General features: G+C 52.9%; 18 protein-coding genes. 8 read left to right on the forward strand and 10 right to left on the reverse strand.

The genetic code is table 11. From position 1 onward, the window contains the following. Window positions 1-58 precede the first annotated feature (58 nt). Both B1748_RS21205 and B1748_RS36950 read left to right on the forward strand, forming a co-directional pair. A complete protein-coding gene (locus B1748_RS21205) occupies window positions 59-511 on the forward strand; it encodes a hypothetical protein (RefSeq protein ID WP_087569944.1) in 453 nt (150 codons plus the stop codon). Window positions 512-608: 97 nt separating this feature from the next. Then, window positions 609-752, forward strand: a complete 144-nt coding sequence (locus B1748_RS36950; RefSeq protein WP_179215721.1) for a hypothetical protein — start codon at window positions 609-611, stop codon at window positions 750-752. Between the two features lie 121 nt (window positions 753-873). Here the strand turns inward: B1748_RS36950 and B1748_RS21210 are convergent, their stop codons facing one another. From B1748_RS21210 to B1748_RS21225, 4 genes are all read right to left on the reverse strand, one after another. Then, window positions 874-1,752 (reverse strand): carbohydrate ABC transporter permease, encoded by an 879-nt coding sequence (locus B1748_RS21210; protein WP_087569945.1) that lies wholly within the window; start codon window positions 1,750-1,752, stop codon window positions 874-876. 23 nt (window positions 1,753-1,775) lie between these two features. Next, window positions 1,776-2,633, reverse strand: coding sequence for a carbohydrate ABC transporter permease (locus B1748_RS21215; protein ID WP_087569946.1), 858 nt, complete (start codon window positions 2,631-2,633; stop codon window positions 1,776-1,778). 124 nt (window positions 2,634-2,757) lie between these two features. Continuing rightward, window positions 2,758-4,104, reverse strand: a complete 1,347-nt coding sequence (locus B1748_RS21220; RefSeq protein WP_087569947.1) for an ABC transporter substrate-binding protein — start codon at window positions 4,102-4,104, stop codon at window positions 2,758-2,760. Between the two features lie 325 nt (window positions 4,105-4,429). Further along, window positions 4,430-6,826: an S-layer homology domain-containing protein gene (locus tag B1748_RS21225; RefSeq protein WP_179215722.1), complete on the reverse strand. Its 2,397-nt coding sequence runs from the start codon at window positions 6,824-6,826 to the stop codon at window positions 4,430-4,432. Between the two features lie 287 nt (window positions 6,827-7,113). Here B1748_RS21225 and B1748_RS21230 point away from each other — a divergent pair, with 287 nt between their 5' ends. Both B1748_RS21230 and B1748_RS21235 read left to right on the forward strand, forming a co-directional pair. Next, the gene (locus tag B1748_RS21230) at window positions 7,114-8,241 is read left to right on the forward strand and encodes a response regulator (RefSeq protein WP_087569949.1); all 1,128 of its coding nucleotides are present in this window, start codon (window positions 7,114-7,116) and stop codon (window positions 8,239-8,241) included. A gap of 263 nt (window positions 8,242-8,504) precedes the next feature. After that, window positions 8,505-11,948 (forward strand): cadherin-like beta sandwich domain-containing protein, encoded by a 3,444-nt coding sequence (locus tag B1748_RS21235; protein ID WP_087569950.1) that lies wholly within the window; start codon window positions 8,505-8,507, stop codon window positions 11,946-11,948. Window positions 11,949-12,100: 152 nt separating this feature from the next. Here B1748_RS21235 and B1748_RS21240 read toward each other — a convergent pair whose 3' ends face one another. The 3 genes from B1748_RS21240 to B1748_RS21250 all read right to left on the reverse strand — a co-directional run bounded on the left by B1748_RS21240 (window position 12,101) and on the right by B1748_RS21250 (window position 15,155). Beyond that, window positions 12,101-14,158 (reverse strand): glycosyl hydrolase, encoded by a 2,058-nt coding sequence (locus B1748_RS21240; protein ID WP_179215723.1) that lies wholly within the window; start codon window positions 14,156-14,158, stop codon window positions 12,101-12,103. A gap of 191 nt (window positions 14,159-14,349) precedes the next feature. Next, the gene (trxA, locus tag B1748_RS21245) at window positions 14,350-14,661 is read right to left on the reverse strand and encodes a thioredoxin (protein WP_087569952.1); all 312 of its coding nucleotides are present in this window, start codon (window positions 14,659-14,661) and stop codon (window positions 14,350-14,352) included. 74 nt (window positions 14,662-14,735) lie between these two features. Further along, window positions 14,736-15,155, reverse strand: coding sequence for an RrF2 family transcriptional regulator (locus B1748_RS21250; RefSeq protein WP_087569953.1), 420 nt, complete (start codon window positions 15,153-15,155; stop codon window positions 14,736-14,738). Window positions 15,156-15,343: 188 nt separating this feature from the next. On the opposite strand from B1748_RS21250, the gene B1748_RS21255 reads away from it, so the two are divergent. Continuing rightward, window positions 15,344-15,634, forward strand: a complete 291-nt coding sequence (locus tag B1748_RS21255) for a hypothetical protein (RefSeq protein ID WP_256975814.1) — start codon at window positions 15,344-15,346, stop codon at window positions 15,632-15,634. A 237-nt stretch (window positions 15,635-15,871) separates the two neighbouring features. Here the strand turns inward: B1748_RS21255 and B1748_RS21260 are convergent, their stop codons facing one another. From B1748_RS21260 to B1748_RS21270, 3 genes are read right to left on the reverse strand one after another with little or no spacing between them, the layout of a single operon-like run. After that, window positions 15,872-16,717 (reverse strand): carbohydrate ABC transporter permease, encoded by an 846-nt coding sequence (locus B1748_RS21260; RefSeq protein WP_087569954.1) that lies wholly within the window; start codon window positions 16,715-16,717, stop codon window positions 15,872-15,874. Continuing rightward, entirely contained in the window at window positions 16,714-17,610 is an 897-nt protein-coding gene (locus B1748_RS21265) for a carbohydrate ABC transporter permease (RefSeq protein ID WP_087569955.1), read from the reverse strand. The genes B1748_RS21260 and B1748_RS21265 overlap by 4 nt, the downstream gene beginning before the upstream one ends. Before the next feature lie 22 nt (window positions 17,611-17,632). After that, window positions 17,633-18,967 carry an ABC transporter substrate-binding protein gene (locus B1748_RS21270; protein ID WP_087569956.1) on the reverse strand — a complete coding sequence of 445 codons (1,335 nt, stop codon included), beginning with the start codon at window positions 18,965-18,967 and terminating at the stop codon, window positions 17,633-17,635. Window positions 18,968-19,225: 258 nt separating this feature from the next. Here B1748_RS21270 and B1748_RS21275 point away from each other — a divergent pair, with 258 nt between their 5' ends. From B1748_RS21275 to B1748_RS21285, 3 genes are all read left to right on the forward strand, one after another. Beyond that, window positions 19,226-19,978 (forward strand): response regulator transcription factor, encoded by a 753-nt coding sequence (locus B1748_RS21275; protein WP_087569957.1) that lies wholly within the window; start codon window positions 19,226-19,228, stop codon window positions 19,976-19,978. Further along, a complete protein-coding gene (locus tag B1748_RS21280; protein WP_087569958.1) occupies window positions 19,975-21,729 on the forward strand; it encodes a sensor histidine kinase in 1,755 nt (584 codons plus the stop codon). The genes B1748_RS21275 and B1748_RS21280 overlap by 4 nt, the downstream gene beginning before the upstream one ends. A 291-nt stretch (window positions 21,730-22,020) precedes the next feature. Next, window positions 22,021-23,217, forward strand: a complete 1,197-nt coding sequence (locus tag B1748_RS21285) for an acyltransferase (RefSeq protein ID WP_087569959.1) — start codon at window positions 22,021-22,023, stop codon at window positions 23,215-23,217. Window positions 23,218-23,311: the final 94 nt, after the last annotated feature.

Genomic DNA, 23,311 nt, shown 5'->3' on the forward strand with positions numbered 1-23,311 from the left:
TTAGTGAGCCTAAAAGTTATTAATTCTGGCGATAATGTTTTTGAGGTGAACTATTTCTGTGTTGATGGATATAATTTTAGGATTCATAATACCGTGGATACTTGGACTTTACTTAATAATGAAAGACCTGCCTTTTGTGTTTCATGTTGGTTCCATCGGCGCTTTAATTTCCTTTGTTATCAATGATATTGGATACTTTATGAATTGGTGGCACCTTACACCAAAGGATTACGGCAACCTTTCTTTTATCCCATACAATTTGGGAGTATTCGCTGTAATCGCAGTATTAACTGTACGGATAATCCAAAACGGAAGAAAAAGTTGGGTTGTTATTCCTTCAGCGACATTAATTAAAACATTGCTTGAGAGCGTTTATGTTTTTTCGGGAAAAGTGGTTTATCTTAACGGATGGAACATAGGTTTCACTTTTGTTTTGTACTTGTTTTCATGTACTTTGGGATACATAATTTACAAAAAAACAAAATCTTTGAGCAGCAGATCAAGAGAATAACTACGCTGGCAAATCGCCGATTCATTAATAACGATTGTAGTTCCGAATGACGCCAGCCGTATCCCGGCAATACTACCGTCAGAGGAGGTGACTCCGCATGGAAAATCAATCCCGCAAGGGCAATTACAAAGGCACTACGCATATGAAAGCAAAGAATCAGGATATGGCCTTCGTCAATGACACGATCGAAGACGCCAAGTCCGTGACCAACTTCTCGTCCAAGAAAAAGAAAACCGACTAGAAATCCCCCCGATCAACGCCAACCAGCCACGCCCTGGCCGATCACGATCGGCTGGTGCGTGGCTCATGTATATCTTGCGGAGTCGAAGTCGTAGTTGCACTTTCTGGCCCGCATCGAGCCCTCATCCCTTAACTGCGCCCTCCGTCAGTCCCTTCTCGATATACTTCTGGATAAACAAATAGATAATGAGTACCGGCACGACCGTCAAGGATACGGCGGTAGCCATAAGGCCAAAGTCCGTGCCGTATTGCGAGCTGATTTCGCTAAGGAGCAGCACGATCGGGCGAACGTTCTCCTTGCTGACGAAGATCAGGGCGGAGAACAGGTCGTTGTACGACCACAGGAAAACAAAGATGCTCGCGGAGGCAAATGCCGGCCGACCGATCGGCAGGAAGATCTTTATGAACATCGTCCAGCGGTTGCAGCCGTCGATGAACGCCGCTTCCTCCAACTCCTTCGGAATGGTGGACAGATAACCCGCAAGAACGAGAATGGCGAACGTCAGGTTGCCAGCCGTCTGCGGGAAGATAAGACCGCCGTACGTGTTGGCCAGCTTCCAATGAATGAGCAGCTCGTAGACGGGAACGACAGTCGCGAAAGCGGGAATGAGCAGACTGGCGTACAAGATCGAGAAGATGACCTTCCTGCCGCGGAATTGGAACCGGGACAACACGTATGCGGCCAAGCCGCCGAACAGAAGCACGAGCAGCACGGTGCTGCCGGACATAATGAGACTGTTAAGATAACCTTTGCCGATATTGATGCGGTCGAACGCGTTTGTATAGTTAACCATGACTGGATCCAATGCGAGTTTAAACGAGTTGTTCATGACTTCCCGGGATACTTTGAACGAATTGTTCACGATCCAGAACAACGCGTAGATGGTTGTGAGCGACCAGCCGAATAAGACGGCGTACATTAGAATCGTACCCAGCGGGAAGCTGCGCCTCTTCATCGTAACGCTTCTAGGCCCAAGCTCTCTTTTGACAGATTGTTGCATCGTCGTACACCCCTATTGCCAGCTTAGTATGTGATTTCGTCTCTCTTCAGCAGACGGTTGGCGAGCAGCGACAGCAAGACGCCGAATACCACGATATAGATCGCGATCGTCGAGCCGTAGCCGAAGTTCTGATCCACGAGCGCTTTCTTGTACATATAAGTTCCGAGCACTTCCGTGCCGCTTTGGCCGCGGGTGAGAACGAATATGAATTCGAATACTTTCAGCGTACCCGTGATCGCCAGCGTAATCACGACTTTGATATCGCTCATAATAAGAGGAATCGTAAGCAGGAACGTCTTTTTGACGCCGGTAATACCCTCGAGCTTGGCCGCCTCGTAAAAATCCGCGGGAATCTTGGACATCGCCGTCAGGAACAGCACGAAGTAGAAGCCGACATAATGCCACACGGTTGGAACCGCAACCGCCTTGAGCGCGTTGCTTTCGCTAAGCCATAATATTTTATCGAAACCGAGATTCTGAAGAATGTTGTTAAGCAGGCCGAACTGGAAATTGTAGAACAGGACGAACAGCAGAGCGATGGCCGTTCCGGAGATCACGACCGGGAAGAAAAACACCATCCGGAAGAAGCCTTTGCCCCAGGTTACATTGTCGACCAATACGGCCAGAATAAGGGCGATGCCGACTTGGAATACGATAACGTATAACATCAATTCCAGCGTGTGCAGCGTGGCAGCCCCTAATAGCTCGTCGGAAAACATTCGAGCATAGTTGTCGAATCCGACAAACGTCTTGCTAAAGAAACCACTCGTCCGGAAGAAGCTTAAGTACATGCTCTTAAAGAACGGGTAGTACAGGAATATCGACATAAAGACTGCTGCCGGCAGCAGAAATAAGAAGATATACTTACGATCGCCCTTCATCCTTATCACCTTTGATGTTTATTTTCTGGCGCATGATGGCCGTAGAATAACGCCGCCGCTCCCTGTCATGTAGAGCGGCGGCGGCTATGCGTTCATGCGTTCGAATGGTTCTCGCTGATTGCGATTACTGCACCTCGATGGCTTTCGCCGCTTCCAGAAGCTGAGTTGGCGTTTTTTCACCTTTCAGCATCGGTTGTACTTTGCGAAGCTCGGTAAATGTCTCCGGCTTCACCTTGGAGTCGATCGGTCCGTTAACGGAAGTGGCTTCGGATACCATCGCGAAACCGTCTAGCACGGCTTGCGCCACACCTTCCGGCTGTACGCCGGCAGCCGCCGGAGTGCCGCCGTTCGCCGTTGCGATCGTTTTGATGCTTGCCGCGGATGTCAGGTGTTTCAAGAGTGCGATGGTTGCGTCTTTTTTAGCCGCGTTGTCGTAAGCCGCTTGCGACATGTAGAAACCGGTGCCGAAGCCGCCTACTACATCTTTGCCTGTGCCCACTCCGCCTGGAATCGCAGGGAAAGGAAGAACCGTCGTATTCGCCTTCACGTCGTCAGAGAAGCCGCCGATCGCCCACGAGCCTTCCAGAATCATAGCGGCCAGGCCTTCGGAGTAGTAGTTCCCCGCCATGCCGAGGTCAATCGTCGCCGCGTCCTGCGGAAATGCGCCCAGGTCATACAGTTCTTTCATAGCCGCGAAACCTTTTTCCCAGTTCGGATCGATGCCGTCTTTCAAACCTTTGTTCTGACCCTCGGAACCGGCAGCGGCCAGCACGAAGTGCTCGATCAGGTAGTGGGACTGGTCGAACGGTCCGGACAAAGGAATGATGCCTTTCTTCGCAAACGCGCTTACTGCGGCTTTCATTTTATCCCAGTCGGTTGGAAGCTCGACGCCGTTCTCTTCGAACAGCTTTTTGTTGACCATCAGACCTTCGAAGAAGCCCGTCAGAGGAATCGCGTACGTTTTCCCGTCAGGGGAAGCGTTCTTTACGAAGTCCAGAGCCGCAGGCGCGAATCCGCCCTTCCAAGCCGCGTCGCCGTCCAGGATCTCATCCATCGCCACCACTTTGCCGGCTTTGATGATCTCGTTGGCATCAGCGCCCACGAAGTAGAACAGCAGATCCGGCTCGTTGCCGCTTGTCATGTCGGTGTTGACTTTCGTACGGAAGCCGTCGTCGTTCGCGGACATCACGTCGTTAACGACTTTCACGTTCGGGTTGGCTGTCGTAAATTCGTCGATGACGGCTTGGAAGGCTTCCTTCGCGGCATCCGTTCCGCCGAATGTGGAGAATACGCGAAGCTCCACTTTCTCAGCCGGCTTATCTGTCGGTTTCTCTGTCGCTTCCACAGGCTTGTCGGTTGCTGTGGCGTTGCCGCCCGTGCTCGTGTTATTGCCGCCGTTATTGCCGCAAGCCGCTATGAACATCGTCATAACGAGCAATACGCTAAGGATGGACAATGCTGATTTTTTCACTTGAAAATCCCCCTCAAGATTATTAGGCCCCACCGCCATCCGGTCAGGACGACCGAAACGCGATTGCCTTACAACCTCATGTTAGGGCAAGTCGAGGGATACTTTCTACGGCGCGAAGGGTGACATTCATCTGATGGGCGGGGGGATATTTATCGCGAGATCAGGGGGACATTTCTATTGCCGACCGGGGTGCGTCTTGCTGCAGCAGGAACTAAACGCGTCCCTCTTCTATAAATAGAAAAGGGCAGTCCGCCATGGCGGACTGCTCTCCCCTTCGTGCTATCGCGCGACTTCATTAACGCTTCCTACATACATTTCTACATTCCTACATTCTAAGCGCATTTTCCTGCAGCTCGGCACGTTTCTGCAAGTAACGGTAGAACGCGATGGACGCCTCCGCTCTCGTCACTTGCTTATCCGGCTGGAACCGGCCGTCCGACAAGCTCATAATGCCGAGTCCCACCACGATTGCAGACTGCCCCTTGTTATCGATGTCGGCTTCGTCCTTAAAGGATACTTTGAACAGATGATCGTTGTTTGCAAGAGAATTGTATCCCAGCGCCCGAACGATCAGCTCGGCCATCTCGTCGCGGCTTACCTTCCCGTCGGGATTGAAGGAGCCGTCTCCCACGTCGATCAGGTTGCTTGCGGCGGCTGCCTGCACATAGGAGAAATAGGCGGAGTCGGCCGCGACGTCGTTGAACATTGCTTTCGCTTGATTGCCGGAAGACATTCCTTCGTAAGCAACATAGCGTCCGCCGCTGCTCGCCAGCACAAGCATCTTGATCAGCTCGCCTCTGGTGATCGCTTCGTTTGGACGCACCTTGCCGTCCTCCAGATCCAGCGCCTTGTAGGCAACCATCAACTGCAGCGATTGCTCGGCCCAATGGCCTTCCGCATCCGTCGCCCGCGGGAGCTCAAGCGCCGTCTTCTCGCCCGTCTCCATGCTTCTCCAGTCACCGGTAACCGAGTCCAGATAGACGCTCTCGTGCACCTGCTTCGATGTCAGCTGGTAGACCAATTCCACAGTCGTCTTCTGCTTCAGATCCTCACTGATTTCCCCTGCCGCAATCATGACGTTCACTTTCTCGATCGGCATCGGTTCGCCATCCCACCAATATTGCGTGTTCATTCGATACTGCAGCTTCGTGTCGTAGAAGCCCATCCAGCGATCGATCGCCTCGTCGGCCGACAACACGGCCGGCTTTTGGGCCGGATAGACATAATCGGCGATAGACGCTTCGAAGGATTGGATATTTCCGCTGCGGGCGTCGATCGAGACGTACACCCGATCGTATTCCACGACAGCTCCATGTATCCGATGCTCGAAGGAAATGGAGTAGTTTCCGATCTCCTCGGGCTTCCGATCCTTGTATTGCTCGGCTTCCGGTACGACGACATGCAGCTCATGCGCCAGCCATGGCAGTTGCTTGCGCACGGTTTCCTCCGCCTTTTTAACCGCCGACTCCAACGTGATAGATGGCGAGGATGCGGCACTGCCAGCTTCGTTTGGACCATATTGATAGAAGCTGCGGATCACCCCGCTCTGGCTGTCTACGCTCGCCCAAGCGCCGCCGCTCTCGCGGCCATCCTTCTCGATCGTCCAGTTAAGATCCCAATACGAACGCGTCTTGCCCGTCGTTTCGTCCACATATTCGTTGTACGTCGCTTGCTGGAACACAGCGCCGCCAGGCAAGGAGAACGCCTTCTCGACGGCTTCCCGCGCGGCGTCTTCACTTTGCTTGCCCGCACGCGGCTTCGTTCCAAGCGGTTTGTCGCTGAGCGGCTTCTCGGACACCTTGCCTCCCCGCAAGCCCCCATAGAATTGGAACACTTCGCTCCGCTCCCCCGTCACCGCATCGACAGCGAAAGCAGGCAGGGCGTAGCTGAGCGCAGGCTCCAGCTTGCCGCCCGCATTGTAAGGAACGATGTATCGCAGCTGCGGCGCGGCCGCCTTACGAATCGCGTCCTCCGCCTCCGCATCGGACAGGATGTCGTTCTCCTTAGGGAAAACGATTGTCTCATCCCAATTCATTTCGAACGACTGCACGTGACCGTCGCTGTCCAGCTCCACTTGTATGTAATTGGCAGGGAAGAAGACTCCGTTTACAACACGCTCATATCTAAGCGTATGAATAACCGCTCCCGTCAGCGGCGGCAGCAGGCTCACGCCGAACGACTCATTGAGCCTCAGCTCCCCCAAGTAAGTGCCCGCGACCTGGCCGATAAAAGTTTTGGCAAGCGCCTTGGCATCCTCCCGATCTACCTTCAGCGGATAGACCGGCGGCGCGCTCGGCTCGTCCGAGTAGACACGGAAGTTCAACAATTGACCGGTATTGGCGTCAAGCGAGGCGTAGATGCTGCCCCGTTGCTTGCCGTTGACGCGTTTGATGAAGTTGAGCGTCCAATAACTCCGCGATCCATCCGCCAGCTTCGACGTGCCGCTGCTGGCTCCCTGCAGCGTGTATTCCTCCGGGATGCTGACATATTGCCGCAGCAGGCTCTCCGCCTTGGACTTGCTGATCGCCGTCTTGACATTGGCACCCGAGGCTGCCCCTGTACCTGGATTAGCCGCGCCTTCTCCCGACTCGACCTTCGCCGGCAAGCTTCCGCCCGCGGCCGAAGTGTCTGCCGATACCGGCACAGCCCAAGCCGTCGTCAGCATGGCCAGCGCAATCGCCGCTGCCGCCTTTCTTTTTCCATTCCCCTTCCAGTTACTCAAAGTCATTCCCCTTTCCACTTGTAAATTTATTCATATTAAAGACGATCTTTTAATGGGAATGGTTGCGTTTGCGATATAAATATTCACAGCAATTTTCGAAGCCGACCACGCTCTGTCCAAACACTATTTAATCCATCGAATGGTAGATGCAGAAAAATATGTTCAGAAAATGTTCAGTAAGTCCAACTACATTAATTTAGTCGTTAGAATTGCATGTCTTTGGGCTCATGAGTGAAAAAACAGGAAGTCGATCTTACGCCAAACTTTAGAGAAGGGCAGAGTCAACTATGAAAGTTGTGCTGGTGGATAACGAAAACTCGGCGTTGATCAGTTTAAATAAACTGTTGAGTGCAAGCAATGATGTCGAGGTGATTGGCGCATTTACGCAGATCGGGCCTGCGATCGAACAAATTTTGCAAAACCAGCCCGAAACGGTGTTTATGGATATCGAAATGTCCGAAATGAGCGGATTGGCTGCGGCAACCGTCATTCGTTCCATCTCCCCGCGCACCGAAATAATTTTTGTAACCGCTCACCGTCAATATGCAACTGATGCATTCAATCTAGAAGCGTTCGATTACCTGTTAAAACCCGTTAAGAAAGAGCGTTTATCGAAGACTCTCCTACGCCTGCGCAAAAGGGGATACCTGGAGCCGGCCAAACCGAGGCAACCTTACATTTATTTGAGATGCATGGGCAGAATGCTTGTGCACGTGACCGGACATGAGCCCCGAGCGTTGAAATGGCGGACAACCAAGGTGAAGGAATTGTTTGCGTATTTGCTGCATAGCCGCAATCAGATCATTAGCAAAGACAAGCTGATTGAGCTATTGTGGCCGGATGTTGACGAACAAAAGGGTACCTCCAACCTTCAAACCAGCATATATCGAATTCGAAGATTGATCGAAGATCAGGGATTGGAGCAATGGATTATCATTCGTTACCTCGAATTCGGTTACATACTGGAAACCAAACAGTTGATAATCGATGCGGAGGAGTTGGACGTTAAATTTCGACAATTGATGCCGATCTCGCCGAATCATTTGACCGAGCATCAACAGTTGTTCGAAGCATACAACGGAGATTACATGGGGGAAGACCAATATTTTTGGGCAGAGACCGAGCGTCTTCGTCTCAGGACGATGTGGCTCCAGCATGCGCATAATCTGGCAGCCTATTATCTTGAACAAGGAAGGGAGCTTGAAGCTCTAACCGTATACCATCGCATCTTGCGGCTTGATCCTACTCTGGAGGAAGGCCATGTAGCGTTAATGCGCATCTACGATCGGCTTAATGATCGAAACTCTGTCGAGCAGCAGTATGCGTTGATGACCAAGATCCTGAAACGGGAAGCGGATGTGGAGCCGAGTGCGGAGACGATGGAATGGTATCAAAATTGGCAGCAGAAGCGCTGAAGCAACGGAACGGGATTATGAAACAAACTGCACTTCTTATTGCGTCCGCAAACCATCCGCGAGATGGTCAGCAGTTGGTCAGCAGTTGGTCAGTATCGGGTAAGCGTTTGGTGAGAGGTTTGTCTTAAAATGTTTTTGATACGCACTTACAAATATCGACAGGAGGGCGATAAATAAGAAAAAACAGGGGTGAATTTGTGGAACATTGGCGTTTTATCGGAAAAATTTGCAATGTAGTTAAACCAAGGAGATGAGTTGAAATCATGCAAGCAATGAAAGTACGATCTTGGGTGGCCAGGTTTCTTGTCATGTGTCTGGTCATAACATCCGTTGGCGTATTCGGCGCGGATCGCGTGAGTGCGGCTGGAGTCAGTATTATGGTTCCGAATGTGGCAACGATTCAATTGGCTGACCCTCCCCAAGTAACCGTTGTGCCAAACGTACCTGCGCTCGAACCGGATGATAGCGTACATTTGCTGATCTATGCAAATGACGTTGACGAAAAAGACGGAGAATGGGATAAAGTAAGCTGGAACGGCACGCCTCTCGGCGTTGGCCTGGATCAAGGTATCCTGACAGGAAGTAACGGTCAGGACAGTACTACTGTATTCGAGCTTGATCCGGCAACCGTACTTGAGGGTAACAATACGGTAACGATAGATGTCACCAAGGATCCCGCTCGACCGGGCGCCTGGGAATTGAACACGTATTGGATCCAACTCGTTATCGGAGGCGGCCCGGCCGACAAAGCGGAAATTTCCGGGCTTCAGCCGACAGCAACCGCTGCCGATACGGTAACGGTCGCGGTCGACTCAAAAGCGATCCTGGCTGGCGACTATTACCTGGAAGTCAATTTGATTGACGAGCAGGGCTATAACCGCGGGATCAGCACGCAAACCTATACAGGAGCGGATGCTGACGAAGTGTTCGCGCATTCATTCGATGTGTCCGGCTTGACCCCGGGCAGATATACGACCAATGCCATTCTCTACGATTACACTGGCGGAGTAATCGGAGAAGTTCACCACATTCGTTCGGCGACGATTAACACAGCTCCCGAGTTGGATGGACTAAGCTTCGTCCCGAGCGGTGGATCAGACTCTGTCGTATTGACGCCGGATTTTGATCCCGATGAAACAGAATATACGGGTGAAGTACCATATGGCGTAGACAAGCTGAGCCCGGCGCCTATCTTGACAACAACAAACGGTCTGTTGGAAGTGCGAGTGAATGGCGGCAGCTTCGCAACTGTCACCGATCCGGCGAATCCGACCGACATTCCGCTTCACGTTGGCAGGAACACGATCGAATACAGAGTAACGACACCTTTCGATTCGACCGGTACTGTTTACACAGTGACCATTGACCGTGCACCGAAGCTTGAAAATCTGATTCTTGATCCGGCAACGGGCCTTGAGCCAGACTTTGACGGAGATACGCCGAATCCGAGCCCCGGCTACCATACGACAGTCGGCAATCCGCAAGACAGCATCGTGCTGACGCCGGTTCTTCCGACAGATGCGCATGAAGATACGACGATTACCGTGAGCCTGGACGGCTTAGTATTCGAAGCGCTGCCTAATGGGGGCCCGGATACGGACGATTTGCCTCTAAATGTCGGCCGCAATACAATTATCGTTCGTGTCACATCGCCTGATGGTCTTGTTTCCACAGACTATCCAATCGTTGTCGACCGTGAGCCGGCGCTTGCCGCCCCTGGACTGAGCGCAGGCGGGGACGACCTGTCTCCTGAGTTCAGCAGCGACGTGTACGACTACGTGACCGTAGTTGGCCATACAGAAACGCCGATTACGCTGACGCCTGAAGTAAATGGCGGTGAGACGATCGAAATTCGCGTAAATAGCGACGATGAAGCGGACTTTGCACCTGTAGGCAGCGGAATCGAGAGCGATGAGCTCGATTTGATTGCCGGAACGAATATCATAGAGGTTCGCGTGAAATCGCCAGATTACGATACTGCGCTTGCAGGCGTCGACCCGGCCGATAAGGCCGATCTGGTCAAAACATATACGTTTACCGTTATTCGCAGCCCGTTCCTGACTGATCTGATCGTTCATGACGAAGATCTGACAGAGGCATTTGACGCAGCCGAACTGGGATATGCAACTGTGGGTTCGCTCCCATACACGCAATCCTCCGTTACGGTAACGCCTACGACAACGGATGCGCCTGTCAAACTGGAAATCCGCGTTAACGGCGGAGATTATGTTGAGATTAACAGCGGAGATGAGAGCGCGGAGCTTCCGGTAATAAGCGGCGACAATACGATTGAAGTTCGGGCGACATCGATCAATCCGATCGACGAGGAAGAATATTCGACCGTCTACCGCGTCGTTGTTCGCAAAGACTACCCGCCATACGTTGGACCAATCCTTCCGGTATCTCAGCTTGACGCCGGCGTAGACGAGAAGGGCCAACGCGTTCTGGTAACCGATATTATCGGCAAAGAGCTAACATTGTCGGCATCTCTCCTGAAGTCTGACGGCAAGGCTCTGGATCGTCCAGCGTTTACGATTGGTTCGAACGGCAGCTACACGCTTGCTAACATTCCAGCCGATTCGTACGATATGGTGCTGACCGTAAACGGTCCTGCAGGCGAGAAGTTGGCCGGCCATGTGGCCGAGCTAGCAGTTGGACAGGACGGCCGCGGCCAAGCTGACGGCAAGCTGATCGATCCACGCAGCAAGGTAACGGATATTGCGACGGGAGATGCACTGGCTGGTGTTGAAATTACGCTGTATTGGGCAGACACGGAGCTTAATCGTTCCAAAGGACGTACGCCTGGTGAAGCAGTAAAACTCCCTGAATTGCGTAATTTTGCACCACATCAGAACAACGCTGTTCAAACAACCTCGGCCGACGGTCTGTTCGGTTGGGTACCGTTCGTAGATAGCGACTACTACTTTATTGCAACAAAAGAGGGTTATCACACGTTCGACAGCCGCGACAACGCTCGCAGCGGCCAGTTCGGCAAGGACAGCCAAATCACAGGTGGAATCATTCATATCGGCCAATCTATTGTCACTTACGATTTCTCGATGAAGCCGGAAGGCGCCGAGACATCGTCCGGAACGCATGAGCCGTACATGAACGGATATCCGGACGGCAAATTTAAGCCGGAGAGAGGGATTTCCCGCGCGGAACTCGCGGCTGTACTATCCCGCATTATTCCGGTGAACCCTGCCGTATCCGTTAACGTGCCGCAGCTTAGCGACCTGAAAACACGCTTCTGGGCATCGGAATCCATCGAAACGTCGCTTAAGCAGGGCTGGTTGAAAGGCTACACAGACGGAACATTCCAAGCGGCAAGATTCGTCACTCGCGCAGAGCTTGCTCAAGTCATTTACAATATGAAGGCTGCCGAATGGAAAGACGTAAGTCTTGATTCCAAATTCAGCGATATTGCCGGACATTGGGGAGCGAAAGCGATCGCTGCAGCTACAAATCAAGGTTTGTTCACGGGCGACGCAAACGGCAAATTCCGTCCTAACGATGCGGTAACGCGCGCGGAAGCGGTAACGTTGTTCAACAACCTGCTTGATCGCAATCCTGAAGAAGTGAGCGGAACACCTAGATGGTCGGATGTGCCAACTTCTTATTGGGCATATGAGGACGTTATGGAGGCTTCCATTACTCACGAGTATGTAAAGTATGACAATGGCGTTGAAGTTTGGGCTGCCGAATAGCTCATTTTATGGCAATAAGAGAACCTGATGCGGAAACGCATTGGGTTCTCTTTTTTAGTTTATTTAACTATATACCGCTCGTGATGGACGCGTCGAGTCAAACACTCTAATGCCCGGTCGCCGCAACAGCGAAGCAACCGGGCATTCTGCTTTTAATTTTCGCTATAAGGAATCGAAGTATCGATACCGACCAAGCTGCGCTGCGGGTCCCAGGTCACGCCGAAGTCAATCAGCTTTGCAATATCGCGCAGCTTGAAGTAGTTATTGCCGTCGATGTTGTAAGCGATCAACGGCACCTCGAGGCCGTCCACGTACAGCTTGGAGCCAGTCTGAAGCGCCGTCTTGTTCTTAGCGCCCAAGTTTCCGGCGGCAAGCTCGCCCCCGACGGGGGTATAGGCCTCGCCGACCGCCAGGCTGATGGCTTTCTTGGAATTGTCCCAGCCTACCTGGAACGCCCCCTCCGTGCCGTCCAGTGCCATGGCGAGATCCCGCAGCTTGAAGTAATTGCTTCCTGCGATTTTGTACGCGTCAAACGACACCTTGCTGCCATTAACAAGTACATCCGACGCGCTTGGCGTCGCCAACGCCGTCGGCTGCTTCACTGCGATGGATACGGTCTTCTCCGAAACCGGCTTGCCGTTTGCGGCATAGGCGGTAACCTTAAGCCCTACCGTCTTATTGATGTGCGGAGCAAAGTCGTACTTGAACGACCAGGGCGCCTTCGTCGCCGTCGCGATCGTCTTGCCGCCGATGGAGTAAACCACTTTGGACAGAATCGGCTCAACCGTTCGGATAAACGCGCTGAGCTCGACAGGCTTCGGCGCAACGGTTGTGCCCAGCGGCTTGTACGAAACCTTCGACTCCCCGCCTATCGTCGATAGATAAAATGGATTGGCGACCGCAGCCTTGTATGCGGCCAGCACCTTCGCGTTATCCGATAAGCTATACGAATTAAGTCTCCCGTCTGCCGTCCTCGTCGTATCGAACCAGAAGACGCCCTTGACCCCGGGATAAAGCATGGGAAGATTGGCGTAAAACTGCTCGATCTGATAGACCGCCCAATCCGACTTGTCGGTATGATGAACGGGGTCCGAGTAGGAGATGCCGCCCTCGGAAATAAATACCGGCTTCTTTTTGCCGTACAGCTTGTAGATATTATCGAATTTCTCGATAAAGCTGGACCGGTCTACGCCTTTCTTAAGCGGGTCAAGCGTTCCGTTGTGCGCCTGGTACATACTGACACCGACCCAGTCGACGTATTCGTCTCCAGGGTAATAATCTTCGATGTTGTCGATCGGGAAATAAGCCGGCGCCCAGACCATCGCGACATTTGGCGCTTCCTCGCGGAACACCTTGGCCACGATTCTGAATTTGTCGATATAGTCCTGCGGATTCGTCTCGTACCACTCGATCCAGCTGCCGTTCATCTCGTTCGCGAATCGAAGAAAGATGGGGATGCCGACATCCTTGGCGGAGCGGGCCAGCGAACGCAAATATTCTCCGTCCTGTACCTCATCCAATCCATTTATGGGCTGCAACGCAACCTGAAGGCCGACGCCAGCAGCTTTGGCGCGCTCGATATGCCCGCTGTATTGGCTAAAAAACGGTTTCCCCCAGCTCGTGTACAGCAGATACATGGCATGTTTTTTGCCCGTCAGCTCCGGAAAGGCGCTCATATAATGAGGATTGCCGTCCGTAGAATCATGCACTTTCTTGTCCGCTTCGGCATAAGCGCCTATGTAGGCCCCCGTCTTTGGCTCATACGGCGCGCCGTGGTAGATCGTATTCGGCGTCTCGCCCGCCTCCTGCGTAACGAACAGCTCTATGCGGCTGCGCACCCAATCCGCCTTCCGATTGGCGGCGATGGATTCTTGCGTCTTGCCGCCTTTGGCCCAATATGCCGCCTCGCTCTCCCAGCTTTTGACCGCATCGTCGTACTTGGCCAGCGCAATCTGGGATTCCGCCATCTTGTTGTACATTAACGCCGCGTTCGTAACTTCTCCGCTCTCCACAAACAGCCTGATGCTGGCTTTATAACCCTCGATAGCGGGCTCGTGCCTGCCAGCCGCCCTATCCTCTTCCGCCTGCTTGTACAACTGCCACACATTGGCCGCCGCAACCGGCTTAACCTCCATCATAAACAACGAAATTACCGTTGCGAAAATGAGAAATAATTTGACTCTTACCATGCTTCCAGCCCTGCGATTCAATCTTCTCTGCCTCCAGTTTCCTAGTCGAATAGTCATGTTTCCATTGCTGTATTCGCTAATGAACTGGGAAATTCCTCCTCCCAATCCTCCAAGTTCAACATCGGAAGGCCTATTTAAACCAAAAACCGCCGGCTGCAGCTTTGGGCTGCGCCGGCGGTCATGCGATTGTCGCGGATCGCGACAATGACCTTTTACATTTGGTTAGCGATCTTGGCTTTCAGAGCGTCTTTGCTCTGCAGGCCGACCATCTTGTCAACCGGTTGACCGTCCTTGAACAGGATCAGCGTCGGGATGCTCATTACTCCGAATTGGGAAGCGAGCTCGGGCTGTTCGTCCACGTTGATCTTTGCGATCGTCGCTTGGCCTTCCAGTTCTGTAGCCAGCTCCTCTACGATTGGAAGCTGCATCTTGCAAGGTCCGCACCATGGTGCCCAGAAGTCAACCAGGGATACGCCGCTTTCCACGCTTTGCGTGAAGTTGTCTTTAGTCAGTGCTACTGCCATTGTTAATCATCCTCTCTTATCCAATTCTATATGATCAAGGGGAATAACCCGTATCACCATCACTTCTTTACCCGCTAATCGCACGCGTGAATCTGCTTTAGCACATTGCCGATCGTAATGCCGAGGAAATGCTCCTCCAGCTGCTTCTCCGCCTTGCAGAAGATGCCGTACATGACCTGCGTCATGTTGGAGCCTACCTTGCAATCCATGTCCGGATCGCCGGAGCACCAGCTTGGGATCAGCGAGCCTTGGGCCATCACCCGGTAAATATCGGCCAGCGTAACGGATTCGGGATCGATCGTTAAGCGATAGCCGCCTCCCGAGCCCTCGCGCGTCTCGACATAGCCGCTTTTGCGCAAAGCGCTCATTACCTTGCGAACGCGGGCGGAATGCGTGCCTACGTTCTCGGCAATCATGTCGCTGCTCGCCATCTTCTCCGGCAAGTAAGCCAAGTATACCAGACTGTGCACGGCAATTGTAAATTCACTGTTCACGGTAAGCGAGCCTCCTTGCTTGTTACTGTAATAATATCCGTTACAGTTAGTCTTGTCAAGAGGCGGCACATTTTTTTCACCATGCTAGATAGCATGCGAAACATGACCGCTGGTTATGCAGGGGCTATTCGAGCTCGGGACATTTTTTTGCGTTCGGCAGTCATGATGGCAGCAGGTTCCCGAATACAATGAAATACCTGCTCCGAGTCGAAGGAGCGGCGAGTCTCCAATCCATGCGCTCGGCGGCGAGCCTTGAGGAGGTGGTGATGATGGGATTGTTTGGAAGGCGATGGGTGACGGTCCGAACGGAGAGCGGCTCCAAGGCGGACGACATCGACAGACTGCAAGCCGTGTTCAAGAGCAACGGGTTGAAGTCGAAGATTTTGATGGAAGGCAGCCATCTGAAAAAAATTCAAGTCACAACCAAAGATGTTGAACGTGCGAAGGAGCTGATCGACGTTTTTGAACAGGAAATTTGATGGAATGTACTTCATGCCCGTTCAAGTGGAATAAACCAAAAATAGGGTTTCGGGAATCGAATTCTTCAAGAAAATGGACCTCAAATGCCACTTCGAAGTGGCATTTGGGGTCCATTCGTTTATTAATGGGAAAGCTCCCGTTCAGATCCTCCAATCCGGCAAATAATCAGAGATGTTCCCCAGCATCCGCCGGAACAGTTCCTTGTTTCCCCTTCGAAGCTCATGAGTCTTCCTCCCTTATCCTTTTAACCCTGTAGTCGAGATGCCTTCCACGAAATACTTCTGAGCCATGAAGAATAAAATGATGCACGGCACGATGCTGACGACGGACATGGCCAGCACCTGGTTCCACGACACCGCCGAAGATGCGTCCAGCGTCATGCGAAGACCAAGCGATACCGTAAACTTCTTCACGCTGCTGATATAGATGATGGAATTGAAAAAGTCGTTCCACGTCCAGATGAACTGGAAGATGCCGACGGAGAAGATTGCGGGCTTGCAAAGCGGCAGCAGAATCCGTATTAATATCGTGAACGAGTTGCAGCCGTCGATCTTCGCCGATTCGTCCAGCTCCCGCGGCAAGCCGCGGAAGAACTGGATCAGCATGTAGACGAAAAACGCCGATGTCGCAAACGCCGCCGGCACGATAAACGGCAGGTACGTGTCCAGCCAGCCCATCTTGTTGAACAAAATGTAGCGCGGAATCATAATCGTCGAATCCGGCAGCATCAGCGTCGCCATCATGAGCGAGAACAGAATCGTCTGCAGCGGGAATCGGAATCGGGCGAAGCCGTAAGCGACGACAACGCTGGAGACAATGGTAAAGATAACGGTCGGAACGACCAGCACGAACGTATTAAGAAAAAAATCCTTGAAGCCGTACTGGCCCGTGCCGGCCCATCCCTTCGCGTACGAGTCGGTCACGTAGCTTCCCGCAAACAGGCTGCTGGAGCCGAAGATGTCCGCATTCGTCTTAAACGACGATACGACCAGCCAGATAAGCGGATAGACCATGGCGAAGCCCAGCACGACGAGTAATACGTAGGACAGCGTCTTGTTGCTCCCGTTTCGGGCATCCGTCATTTGCCTTTCCCCCCATCCTCGTAGTGCACCCAGTACGTCGAGCTTTTGAAAATAACCGCCGTCACGATCATGATGATGACGAACAGTACCCAGGACAAGGCCGATGCATAGCCCATCTTGAAGAAGGTAAACGCTTCTTCATACAGCTTTAGGGCGTACAGATACGTCGATTTCATCGGTCCCCCGTTCGTAATGACGAAGGCGCCGGTGAATTCCTGGAACGCGTTGACCATCTGCATGATCAAGTTGAACAAAACGATCGGAGTCAGCAGGGGCACCGTAATGGTGAAGAACAAGCGCGTCTTCGACGCCCCATCGATGGCTCCCGCTTCATATAAGTCGCCGGGAATCTGCTTCAATCCCGCCAGGAACAGAACCATGGACGAGCCGAATTGCCAAACCGACAGCATGCCCAGCGTGTACAACGCAATATCGGGATCGCCAAGCCAGTCTACCGCCGGGAGGCCAAGCGCGCCCGTCATGCCGTTGACGACTCCGTCCTTCATGAACAGGAATCTCCAGAGGACGGATATTGCCACGGAACCCCCAAGGATGGACGGCAAGTAATACATCGTCCGGAAGAAGTTGATGCCGCGCAGCTTGGCGCTTAGGATCAGGGCGATGAGCAAGGCGAACGCAAGCTTGACCGGTACCGCCATCAGCACGTAGATCGTCGTCACCTTTAGGGCCTGGAGAAATCCGGGATCGTCCGTCAATATCTTCTTATAGTTGTCTAATCCCACGAACGTCGGAGCGCTGACCATATTGAAATCGGTAAACGAATAATAGAACGAAGAGAGAAACGGATAGAACTGAAAGACGAGCAGGCCGACGACCCAAGGGAGCACGTAAAGCAAGCCGACATATTGGTAGTTTCTTTTCTTCAGGGACACGGTATCATCGGCTCCTTTCCTTCTACTTTCTTCCTTGCAGCTCGCTCAGCTTCTTCTCCAGACCTTCGATCAGCTCGTCCGCGCCTTGCTCCGGCGTATTCCGTCCGTATGCGACCTTCTCGATCGTGTCCTGCAGGATAGCGGAAATCTCGGAATTGGTCGAAATGGAATTTTCGACGATGCCCGCGTTCGCGAGGCCTTCCTCCACCGCCTTCGTGATGGCGGGATCGATCTTGCCTGCTTCTACCGCCGCTTGCTGCGCCTTCGACGATGACGGGACCGAACGAACGTCGCCCAGGATTGCTGCGGCTTCCGGATCATTCATGAACCAGTTCAGGAAGGCGGTTGCCTCTTCGGGATGCTTGCTCTTCTTGCTGATCGCGATCAGTTGGGAAGGGCGAACCACGACCGACGAAGCTTTGGCGTCGAGAGCCGTAGCCGGCAGCGACGTCGTCACTTCCGTCCCCTCGGACAGGACATTGCGCAGCGACAGAAGCGTGCTGCTCATCGAGGAGATCATCACGATATCGCCGTTGATCCACTTCGGGTTTTGCTCCGTCTTGCCGTAGAACAAATCCGCCTCGCCCAGCGGCTGGTAGACACCCGCTTTTATCGCCTTGTCCATCCAAGTAAGTACGGCAACAGCATCTTCTTTGGCGAAGCCCAGCGTATAGTCGTCTTTGATCCATTGATCGCCGATTCTCTGCTTGAGCATGTTGGTGAAGTCACCCATAAGATGACCATGATCCGCCAGCAGCAAGAACTTGGAGCTGTCCTTCTCATGAAGCTTCTTGCCTTCTTCGTAGAGGCGCTCCCAATCCCACCGGATGTCGGTCGGGACGCCCAAGCTGTCGGCCGCCGTCTTGTTGATGACCAAGGCGTATGCATTGACGCCCGTCGGCAGCGCCACCAGCTTGTCGTTATAGGTGCCGAAGTTGTCGAGGAACGCGGAATCGAAGCCATCGAGCGGCAGGCCAGGCAGATCCTTCAGCTCCAAGAAGCTGTCACTGCGAGAGAGCTCGTTCATCCAAGGCACGTCCAGCTGCATGATGTCGGCCGAAGTGCCGCCAGCGAGCTGCGTCTTCACTTTCTGCTCGTAGCCGTCGAAGCCTTGATACTCCGCTTCGATCGTGACGTTTGGCGCGACGGCCTTGTAGGCTTCGATCGCGGCAAGCGTAGCCTCGTGGCGCTCCTGGCCGCCCCACCAGCTAAATCGCAGCGTCACGGCTTTGTCGCCGCCGTCTCCATTACCGCTATTGTTGCCGTTGCCGTTCGTTCCTGACGAGCAGCCTGCCAGCAAAACGACCATGGCCGTAGCGGCGAGTATGCCGGATTTCCATTTGTTTCTTTTGTTCATCGTGTATTCTCCCCTTCTAGTGTGTATTTGAAATCGCTTACCCGAAGTATAAACCTATCGGGCAACGTCTTTAAGGCATCCAATCTTGGATTTCAGTATCACTTTTTCAGCAGAATGGCATCTTAGTATCATCATCTTGGATAAGGTGTCATTTTTCCCGAGAATGCGCTTTCGAAAGCACTTTCATTCTAAATCATATACAATGGAGAGAGAAAGAACCCAAGGCTCCAACGACTTCAGAACGCAAGAGGTGAGCTTATGTATAACCTGCTGCTGGTCGACGACGAGGCTGACGCCAGAGAAGCGCTGTCTAATTATTTCCCATGGAACGAAGTGGGATTCCGAATCGCCGGACAAGCCGGCAACGGCAAGGAAGCGCTCGAGTTTCTTCTTAAGAACGATCCTCCCATCGACGTCATCCTGACCGACATCAAGATGCCCGTCATGTCCGGCATCGAGCTGGCGGAGGCGGTCTACGAGCGCAAGCACGACGCCCAGGTCATCTTCCTGAGCAGCTACAGAGAGTTCGACTATGCGCAGAAGGCGCTCAAATACAGGGTCAAAAATTATATCGTCAAACCGGCGAAGTATCAGATGCTTCTCGACGTGTTCGGCCATCTGCGGGTAGAGCTGGAGGAGCAACGCAGGGAGCGCCCGGCTCGCGATGACGAAGGCGCAAGCGAAGAAGGGCTGCTGATCGCGCGCATCAAAGCGTATGTCCGCAGCGAATACAGGGACGCCACGCTGGATCATGCCGCCCAGCAGGTCCATCTGAACGCGAATTATCTCAGCTTCCTGTTCAAGCAGAAGACCGGCCAAAATTTCTCCGACTATCTGATTCGGGTAAAGATGGAGGTCGCCCTTAAGCTGCTTCGCGATATGCGCTACAAGACGTACGAAATTAGCGAGATGGTCGGCTACGCCAACGCCAAAAACTTCACGCGGACCTTCAAGTCGTTCTACGGCAAGACGCCCAGCGAATACCGGAACGGGCTGCATGCGACGCCATGAAACGACGGTATTTTGCCAAATATCTGGCGACGTTCCTCATACCGCTCCTCTTCCCGCTGCTCATTCTGGGCTCGCTTTCGTTTTTTACGACCCAGCATGATATGAAGAAGGACATTAACCGGAACAGCCACTTTCTACTGACGCAATCGCAGAATCAGCTGGAGCTTATTCTGCGCGAGATCGATACGCTAAAGCTGGCTCTCTTCCAGAACTCCCGGGTTTTCAACGAGCTGTCGGCCATTCTGCAGCAGCCCGAGTTCTCTTACGAGAGCTCCAAGTCGTACCAGCTCGCCTTCAGCTTTATTAATGCGATGACAAGCTCCAAACCTTATATCGACTCCTTTTACTTCTATAGCGACAATCCATACCGGCGCTTTGTTTCGTCCGCGGACGGCATATCCTCGCTGGATCACTTCCGGGACACAAGCTGGTTCATCAACTTCATGAACTATAAGGGACCGCCCGCCGAATGGACGGAGCGTCGCAAGGTAGCCGCCTACGATTTGCAGCAGACGACCGACGTCGTCACCATCTACCATGTGCTTGCGGAAGAGAAAATCGGCATCTTTCTCAACATCCGTACGGCATATATCGAACGGCTGCTGCGGGATATAACGAACTACGAAGGCCAGCTCTTTCTCGTGCTGGACGAAGGAAACCGCGTATTGTTCGCGAACCGTCCGCAATACGACATCGGCGAAGCCGAACTCGCGGCCATCGCCTCACGCGAAGAAGCGTCCTTCGAAATGGAATTGCCCGGCGGCGAAGCCGGCGTCACGAAGATCGAATCGGGGCGTTACGGCTGGAAGTACGTCTCGGTCATTCCGCATGCTTCGCTGTACGAGACGCCCTCCCGCATTCTGAACTACACCGTTTTGTTCGCTTGCGTCTCCTTCGCGCTCGGCCTGCTGCTTACCTTGTACCTGACCCGCCGCAATTACCGGCAGCTGCTCGCCATTACCTCGCTGATCCGATCCGCGGAGAACAATAAGTCGCAGCTTCAATCGCCCAAGCGGGTAAAGGACGAATACACGTATATCATGCAGAACATGGTGCAGCACTTCATCGAACACCGGTACGTCCAGACTCAGCTGTCGGAGAAGAAGTACAAGCTTCAATTTATGGAACTGCTGGCGCTGCAATCGCAAATCAACCCGCATTTTCTGTACAATACGCTGAATTCGATCTATTGGGAAACCGTCGGGCTGACAGGCAAACCGAACAAGGCAAGCACCATGATCGAGCACCTTTCCGACATGTTGTCTTATTCGTTCAGCAATCCGGCCAATGAGGTGACGTGGGAGGAAGAGATTGCGAACACGTCCAGCTACATCCACATTCAAAAACAGCGCTACAAAGAGCAGTTCGATGTCGAATTTCAATACGGGGAAGATGTGCTGCCCTACTACACGCTGAAGCTGCTGTTGCAGCCGCTGGTGGAGAACAGCCTGTACCACGGCATCAAGGAGAAGAACGGCCGCGGGCTGATCCGGATTCGGATTACGCGCGCCGGCGAGGAGCTTCGCCTGAGGGTTGTCGACAACGGCATCGGCATTCCGGAAGAACGTCTTGCCTATCTCCGCCAGGCCTTGTCCGACGAAGGGGAGCCCTCTCGCCATATCGGACTGGTTAACACGCACCGAAGACTCCGCCTCATGTACGATGCAGGCTACGAGCTTCGGCTTTGGAGCAAGGAGGGGCTGGGCACCGTCGTGTCGATCCGGTTGCCGCTGCGGGATCGGCCTTCTTGAACGAGCTATACCGCCATAGAAGTAGTCAGGGCTATCCCGCGTCATGATCGACGATTTGGGATGGCCCTCGTTATTTTGTCATACTTTGTATTTACATGACGATTCATGACCTATTGTGAATATCTTGTAAATGAATAACAAAAGTTAAATTAAAATATTTTAATGTTCCATTTATTGATATTGTAAACCGCAACGAACTGCCTTGAATTGGCGTTGATTATAGTGTTAACATGAATTGTATATGTATCATGCAGAAATAAAAAATTAATTATAAATGGAGGACCCAGGAACATGACCCAACCCGCACAACCGGAACGGACGCATATCCCGGAGCTGCAACTCGTGCGCGCGCTTGCCATCCTCGGCGTGCTGACCGTGCATGCCAGCGCAACCGCCACCATCACCATGAAGGAATCCGCGTATTACTATTTCTACAATTTCATTAATACCGTCATGCGCTTCGGCACCCCGACCTTCATTTTGCTCAGCAGCTTTGTCCTATTTTACAGCTATTACTCCAGACCTTTGAACGGCAAGCTTATTGCAGGCTTCTACAAGAAGCGGCTATTGTACATTCTCATTCCCTATGTCGTCTTCTCGGCGATCTACTTCGCTTATGTAAAAGACTTAACCGGCGTTCCGATCTGGAGTCTGGAGTCGCTTGGCGAATTTTTGAGCAAGCTGTTAATCGGCGAGGTGTACGCTCATCTGTATTTCGTCTTCATCAGCATCCAGTTCTATCTGCTGTTCCCGATTGTGTTATGGGCCGCTAAGCGATGGAAGAACCTTGCGCTCTGGTTCGTGCCGCTTGGCTTCGTTCTTCAGTGGACATTCGTGCTATTGAATTTGCATTATTGGCAGTTGCCCAACAAAGGAAGCTGGGCGCCGACCTACTTCTCGCTTTTCTTCCTGGGTGCGACGCTTGGCATCTACTATCCGAAGATCAAAGGCTGGCTGGCCATGACTCGCGACAATCTGAATGTTGGCCGCGCTGTTATGTGGCTTCTTGTCTGGGGAGCCTGGATTGCGGCATCCGTCGTGCACGTGACCGTCTGGTACAACGCGCGGCTGTATGGCACGATCTATCCCGCCGAGCTCTATGAAATCTTGTGGAATGCGCAAGCCGTCCTGGCGGCGCTAGTCCTCTTGCATGCGGCATTTTTTATCTATCGCCATCTGCCTGCAGGGCTATCCGCCATGCTCTATCGGCTCGGGCAGCTGTCATTCGGCATTTATCTGGTGCATCTGCTTTACCAAGCCTGGTTCGAGAGACTATTGCCGGCTCCAACCTCGGCCAGCGCCCTTCATCTCTACTATCTGGCAAGCTGGGCCATTATGTTGGCCGCATCTTGGCTGACCGTGTCGCTAATCTCCCGCTTCGTGCCTTTCGCCTGGATTTTATTCGGCAAAGTGCCTGCGGCACAGAAGCTTCAGCGGAGCGGAGCGAAGGCTCCCGTTCCTGCCGGGAAGCGGACCGTTGCGGGCTAGACGCTGGCGCCGCGACACGGCAGTACTCGCAGACATTGGTCAAGTCTGACGGGACTTGCCAATAACAAAGGCGGTGCCTGGGAGAAATCCTGGC

The sequence above is a fragment of the Paenibacillus sp. MY03 genome (genome assembly GCF_002165585.1).
Taxonomy (GTDB): domain Bacteria; phylum Bacillota; class Bacilli; order Paenibacillales; family Paenibacillaceae; genus Pristimantibacillus; species Pristimantibacillus agaridevorans.

What these genes read in the sequence shown, in the direction of transcription:
- B1748_RS36950 (WP_179215721.1), top strand. Translation starts at nt 609, where the DNA reads ATGGAAAATCAATCCCGCAAGGGCAATTACAAAGGCACTACGCATATG.
- B1748_RS21210 (WP_087569945.1), bottom strand. Translation starts at nt 1,752, where the DNA reads ATGCAACAATCTGTCAAAAGAGAGCTTGGGCCTAGAAGCGTTACGATG.
- B1748_RS21215 (WP_087569946.1), bottom strand. Translation starts at nt 2,633, where the DNA reads ATGAAGGGCGATCGTAAGTATATCTTCTTATTTCTGCTGCCGGCAGCA.
- B1748_RS21230 (WP_087569949.1), top strand. Translation starts at nt 7,114, where the DNA reads ATGAAAGTTGTGCTGGTGGATAACGAAAACTCGGCGTTGATCAGTTTA.
- B1748_RS21235 (WP_087569950.1), top strand. Translation starts at nt 8,505, where the DNA reads ATGCAAGCAATGAAAGTACGATCTTGGGTGGCCAGGTTTCTTGTCATG.
- trxA (WP_087569952.1), bottom strand. Translation starts at nt 14,661, where the DNA reads ATGGCAGTAGCACTGACTAAAGACAACTTCACGCAAAGCGTGGAAAGC.
- B1748_RS21255 (WP_256975814.1), top strand. Translation starts at nt 15,344, where the DNA reads ATGAAATACCTGCTCCGAGTCGAAGGAGCGGCGAGTCTCCAATCCATG.
- B1748_RS21260 (WP_087569954.1), bottom strand. Translation starts at nt 16,717, where the DNA reads ATGACGGATGCCCGAAACGGGAGCAACAAGACGCTGTCCTACGTATTA.
- B1748_RS21270 (WP_087569956.1), bottom strand. Translation starts at nt 18,967, where the DNA reads ATGAACAAAAGAAACAAATGGAAATCCGGCATACTCGCCGCTACGGCC.
- B1748_RS21275 (WP_087569957.1), top strand. Translation starts at nt 19,226, where the DNA reads ATGTATAACCTGCTGCTGGTCGACGACGAGGCTGACGCCAGAGAAGCG.
- B1748_RS21280 (WP_087569958.1), top strand. Translation starts at nt 19,975, where the DNA reads ATGAAACGACGGTATTTTGCCAAATATCTGGCGACGTTCCTCATACCG.
- B1748_RS21285 (WP_087569959.1), top strand. Translation starts at nt 22,021, where the DNA reads ATGACCCAACCCGCACAACCGGAACGGACGCATATCCCGGAGCTGCAA.